Below are 5284 nucleotides of genomic sequence, written 5' to 3' on the forward strand. Positions count from 1 at the left end.
CAGTTCGTGGTCAAGCGCGTGGCCCAGCTGGCCCGCTGGGCCCGCGAGCGCGGCGGCAAGGACGGCCCCGGCTTGGCGCGGCGCGTTCCGGTGCGCGGTCAGGCCTGCTTCGGCTCCACGAACTGCATGTCGAGCTGGATCTTCACCACGTCCCCGAGGAGACCCGGCGCGAAGTCGAGCCCGAAGTCGCTGCGCCGGATCTCGCCCGTCGCCTCGAAGCCGGCGTGCCGGCTGCCGTCCATGGGCACGTCGACGAGCCCGCCGAACTCCACGGCGAGCTTCACCGGGCGGGTCACGTCGCCGATCGTCAGCTCGCCCTCCATGGTCCAGTCCTCGCCCTCTCCCGACACCCGCGTCGAGCGGTACGACATCGTCGGACGCTTCTCGACGTCGAGCAGGTCGGCGGCGCGTACGTGGGCGTCCCGGTCGGCGTTGCCGGTGTTCACCGAGGCCAGGTCGACCGTCGCGGAGACCCGCACGTCCTCGACCCGTTCCCCGACGAACAGCTCGGCCTCCAGGCGCTCGAACCGCCCTCGCACCTTGGCGATGCCCAGGTGGCGGATGGTGAAGTTCACGGAGGAGTGGAACGGGTCGAGGGTCCACTGGCCCGGGGCGAGCGGCAGGGGAGTGGTGGCGGTGGCGGTCTCATTCGTCATGCCCCCACCCTGAGGGCCGCGCGGCCCGGTAGGGAGACCGGCCGGAGCCTGGTAGTGACGGGGCCACCCTCCGCATCCCCGGGCGCTGTACGTTCGGCGGGTGAGCGACAACGAGTTGGGCACGTACCTGCGCACCTGGCGCGAAGCCGTCACCCCCGCCGAGGCCGGCCTGCCCGCGGGGCCCCGGCGGCGCACCCCGGGTCTGCGGCGCGCCGAGCTGGCCACGCTGGCCGGCATCAGCGTCGAGTACCTCACCCGGCTGGAACAGGGCCGCGACCGCAACCCGTCCGCCCAGGTGCTCGGCGCCCTCGCCGACGCGCTGAACCTGTCCCTGACCGACCGGATGCTGCTCCGCCGCCTGACCAAGGAGGGGGAGGGCGGTGACCCCCTGCTCTGCGCGGCGGCCCCGACGCTCAGCCGCACGGCGCGCCCGACCGTACGGGCTGTCCTCGACCACCTGGAACCGGCCCCGGCCGTGGTGGTCAACTGGATCGGCGACGTCCTCGCCCACACCGCCGGGTACGCGCGGCTGGTGGGCCCCATCGGTCTGCTCGACGACGAGCGCCCCAACCTGCTCCGGCATCTGTTCACCGACGAGCGGGCACGCAGCGCCTACCGCGACTGGGACCGGGTGGCCGACGACCTCGTCGCCCGGCTCCGGCACGGCGTCCCCCTCCGCGATCCGCACCTCGCCGAGCTGGCCGAGGAGCTGACGGTGACGGCCGGGGCGGACTTCGCCGACCGGTTCGCCGACCTCACCACGACACCGCGGCGGACCGGCTCCCAGCACCTCGATCACCCTGAGGCCGGCTCGCTGCGACTGCTGCACGAGACGCTGGCGCTCTCCGACGAGGGCCAGCGCGTCATCGTCCACCTGCCCGCGGACGACGCCACCGCCGCCGCCCTGGACCGCCTCAACGGCCGCCGCCCCGGCGCGCTGCGAGCGGTGGCGGAGACCGGCTGAGGCACCTCGGCACCACGGACCGCTGGAAACCCGGTCCCGTCAGTGCCCGGCTCGTGCGCCCGTCAGCCGTCCACCTCGCGCGCGTCCACCGTTCAGCACCGCGTCCTGCGGCTCGCTCCCACATGCGAGGCAGGTGCCGGGATGCTCGGCCCTCGCACGAGGCAGGTGCCCAGGCGGCTCGGCCCCGCGCGGGGCAGGTGACCGCGGCCGGCCGGACGCGCTGCGGGCGGTGGCCGAGCGCCTGACCCACTCGGCGTGCCGCAGACGCCGCCCGGTCCGGTCGGTGCCCGGCTCGTGCGCGCCCGTCAGCCGTCCACCTCATGCGCGTACGGCGGCTCGGCCCCTGCCCGCGAGCACGTCACGGCCGCCGCCCGGGCCGCGAAGCCCAGCAGGTCCGTCCAGCCGTCGGGCCCCAGCGCGGCCAGCGCCGGCCCGCTGAGCGCGTCGCGCGCCGCGAGTCCGTGCAGCAGGGCCGCGTTGACCGTGTCGCCCGCGCCGATCGTGTCCACGACGTCCACCCGCTCGCCCGGCACGGCGTACGTGCCGCCGTCGGCGGTGAAGGCGGTCAGCCCGTCGCCGCCCCGGGTGATCACGACCGCCGCCGGGCCGGCCGCCAGCCACTCCTCGGGCGTGCCGCCGAGCCACCGGGCGTCCTCCTCGGAGAGCTTCAGCAGCGTCACCGACGGCAGCCAGCTCTTGAACCGCGCCCGGTAGGCGTCCGCGTCCGGGATCAGCCCGGCCCTGATGTTCGGGTCCAGCGCGGTGAACACGCCCCGCGCGGCCGCCGAGCGCATCAGCTCCTCGTAGGCGCTCGCCCCCGGCTCCAGCACCAGCGAGCACGTGCCGAAGGAGACCGCCCGGGTGCCGGGCGGCAGCGCGGACGGCGCCTGGAACAGCCGGTCCGCCGTCCCGTCGACGTAGAAGGAGTACGCGGCCGAGCCGTCCTCGCCGACGGTGGCGACGGCGAGCGTCGTCGGCTCGGTGCCGCGCTGCACGGACGCCACGTCCACGCCGGTCTCCCGCAGCCGGTCCAGCAGGGCCTCCCCGAAGGCGTCGTAGGACACCCGTGAGCAGAAGGCGGTGGGGGAGCCGAGGCGGCCCAGCGCCACCGCCGTGTTGTAGGGCCCGCCGCCGAGCGCCGGCTGCAGTGCCGCCAGGGCGCCTGTGCCCTGCGGTACCAGGTCGATCAGTGCCTCACCGGCGACGACGATCACGACGGGGTTCCTTTCTCGGACGGGTCGGGGCAGCCGCACGACGTGCGGTGGACGAAGGAACAGGGCAGCCGCACGGTCCGGGCGGGCCGGTCCGGCTCCGCGAGACGCTCCAGGAGCACCCGCACGGCCCGGGCACCGATGTCCCTGCTGGGCTGTGCGACCGCGGTGAGCCGGGGCGAGAACAGGTCGGCCCAGGCGAAGTCGTCGAAGCTGCACAGCGCGAGATCGCCCGGCACGGACAGACCCTGGTCGCGCAGGGCGCGCAGCGCCCCGATGGTCATGGCGTTGTTGCCGGTGACCAGCGCGGTGGGCGGCACGGCGAGGGACAGCAGGGCCGCGGTGGCCGCTGCGCCGCCGGCCGCCTCCGAGTCGCCGTGCACCAGGAGCCGCTCGTCGTAGGGCAGGCCGGCGAAGGCGAGGCCGCTGCGGTAGCCCATGATCCGCTCGCTCGTGGTGCTGAGCCCCGGCAACCCCGCCACCAGCCCGATCCGCCGGTGGCCGAGCCCGGCGAGATGGGTGACCAGCCGGGACGTCGGTTCGGCGTTGTCGGAGCAGACCTGGTCGAAGCGCGGACCGCCGCCCGACCCCGGCGCGTCCACCAGCCGGTCCAGGAACACGGCCGGCACGGCGTGCCGCCCCAGGTACGCGAGCAGCCCCCGCGGATCGACGGAGGGCGCGACGATCATGCCGTCCACCCGGCGCTCGTGCAGCAGCTGCACGACCTTGCGCTCGTGCTCGGGGTCGTCGTGCGGATCGGCGATGAGCAGGCTGTAACCGGCCTCCAGCGCGGCCGCCTCGACCCCTTGGAGGATCTCCGTGAAGTACGGGTTGCTGATCGCCGACACCGCCAGCCCGATGGACCGGGTGCGGGACGTCACCAGGGAACGGGCCAGCGTGTTCGTGGTGTAGCCGAGCTCCTCCACGGCGTCCAGGACCGCCTGGCGGGTGTGCGGCAGCACCGGGCGGGTGCCGTTCAGCACGTGCGAGACGGTCGCCACGGAGACACCGGCGCTCCGTGCGACGTCGGCCATGGTCGGCATGCCGCTCCCTTCTCCGCCGCGAGCCCAGGCCGGGAACGTATCGCATCCACGGCCGGACGTAAACGCTTGCGCAAGCGTTTACGTCCGACGGCGACGCAGCACCGAGTCGTCGCCCTGCCTCAGGCACGAGCTGGCGCAGCCGTCGACACCGACGCCCGTTTCCCTACTCCCAGTCCCAGCCGATCCCCAGGAACCCGGCCCGCACCCGCGGCTCCACCAGATGCACCGACCGGTGCCGCCCGCTCATCGCCAGCTCCTGGCAGCCGCTGCGGGGCGCGGCCACCGAGTGCTGGGCGAACCGGTGGCAGCGCACCGGGAGGGCCGCCGCGTCGAAGCACACCTGGAGCGCGTACTGGCCGCCGGCGGCGTCGAAGCCGCGGACGTACTCGCGTGAGACACCCGCCGTGCCGTCCTCGACGCCGTACCGGAAGAGGAACGTGTCCCCGGCCCGCAGCCGCGTGTCGAAGAGCAGCTCGGCCGCGAGCACCCCCGTGTCGCCGTGCCGGCGGACCCGTCCGACACGGCAGTTCTCCAGGGCGTGCACCGCCATGCGCTCCGGCACGGCCCCCCGGTCACCGTGGTGGACGGCCACGAAGCGGTCGACGCCGTCCCGGTGGGCGCGCACGATGTGGTGCGACTCCCGCTCGGCCAGCTCGCGCCGCGCCCCGATCCGGAGCCGCTCGTGGTGGGCGAGGGTGTGCAGGCCCCCGTCCGGCGGGCACCCCAGGTCGGCCAGCAGTTGGTCCAGGACCCCGGAGGCTTCGACGAGGGAGCGGTAGGACCGGGCCGCGGACCGCTGTGCCCCGGACACACTGTCGCCGGTCTCGGCGAGCAGCCGGATCAGCGACTCCTCGGGCAGCTCCAGGATCTCCTCCAGGGCGCGCACGGCCCGCAGCGACTCGGGCCGCTGCGGGCGCCTGGCCCCCTGCTGCCAGTAACTCAGGCTGGTGACGCCGACCTTCACGCCATGGCGGGACAGATGGTGCTGCACACGCTGCAGCGGCAGCCCGCGGGCGGCGATCGCGGCACGCAGGGCGACGTGGAAGGGGCCGCCTCGCAGGGCCGAGTCCAGTTCCGCGGTGGCGACGTCCGCGTGCTGTGGGGCGTGCGGCATGCAGGGGCCTCTCTGTGAGTCGGCGACGGCTGGTCAGACCGTTCGCGCGGGGCGCCCGGGGCCGTCCCGTCGGCGCAGGGGAGGTCTTCACATCCGTACGCCGTCGTTCAGGGGTCCCGAGTTCCCCCGCATTGAAGCGTGTTGACCTGGTCCCGACAACACCTGATGCCGGACAGTGATGTACTCCCGCCCGGGGCGCCCAGGGCATGCGAACGCCCGGGGCGCGCGCCCCCGGCGGGGGGCGGGGGGTTGTGGGCACGGCTGTTATCCAGAGACGGAATTAAAGTTTGCGGGGT

General features: G+C 74.6%; 5 protein-coding genes. 1 reads left to right on the forward strand and 4 read right to left on the reverse strand.

Annotated elements, in window-relative coordinates; all coding sequences use genetic code 11:
* Nucleotides 1–98: 98 nt before the first annotated feature.
* Nucleotides 99–656, reverse strand: coding sequence for a YceI family protein (locus ABZ948_RS40660; protein ID WP_359768164.1), 558 nt, complete (start codon nucleotides 654–656; stop codon nucleotides 99–101).
* A 100-nt stretch (nucleotides 657–756) separates the two neighbouring features.
* Here ABZ948_RS40660 and ABZ948_RS40665 point away from each other — a divergent pair, with 100 nt between their 5' ends.
* Nucleotides 757–1620, forward strand: a complete 864-nt coding sequence (locus ABZ948_RS40665; protein WP_359768165.1) for a helix-turn-helix domain-containing protein — start codon at nucleotides 757–759, stop codon at nucleotides 1618–1620.
* Between the two features lie 305 nt (nucleotides 1621–1925).
* Here ABZ948_RS40665 and ABZ948_RS40670 read toward each other — a convergent pair whose 3' ends face one another.
* From ABZ948_RS40670 to ABZ948_RS40680, 3 genes are all read right to left on the reverse strand, one after another.
* Nucleotides 1926–2834, reverse strand: coding sequence for a carbohydrate kinase family protein (locus tag ABZ948_RS40670; protein WP_359768166.1), 909 nt, complete (start codon nucleotides 2832–2834; stop codon nucleotides 1926–1928).
* Nucleotides 2831–3874, reverse strand: a complete 1044-nt coding sequence (locus ABZ948_RS40675) for a LacI family DNA-binding transcriptional regulator (protein ID WP_359768167.1) — start codon at nucleotides 3872–3874, stop codon at nucleotides 2831–2833. Before ABZ948_RS40675 ends, ABZ948_RS40670 begins: the two co-directional genes overlap by 4 nt.
* A 163-nt stretch (nucleotides 3875–4037) precedes the next feature.
* Entirely contained in the window at nucleotides 4038–4988 is a 951-nt protein-coding gene (locus ABZ948_RS40680) for a hypothetical protein (protein WP_359768168.1), read from the reverse strand.
* Nucleotides 4989–5284 lie beyond the last annotated feature (296 nt).

The organism is Streptomyces olindensis (assembly GCF_040645895.1).
Classification (GTDB): Bacteria; Actinomycetota; Actinomycetes; order Streptomycetales; family Streptomycetaceae; genus Streptomyces; species Streptomyces olindensis.

Excerpts from the sequence above, each read along its gene's own strand:
- ABZ948_RS40660 (WP_359768164.1), bottom strand. The coding sequence starts at position 656 with ATGACGAATGAGACCGCCACCGCCACCACTCCCCTGCCGCTCGCCCCG.
- ABZ948_RS40675 (WP_359768167.1), bottom strand. The coding sequence starts at position 3,874 with ATGCCGACCATGGCCGACGTCGCACGGAGCGCCGGTGTCTCCGTGGCG.
- ABZ948_RS40680 (WP_359768168.1), bottom strand. The coding sequence starts at position 4,988 with ATGCCGCACGCCCCACAGCACGCGGACGTCGCCACCGCGGAACTGGAC.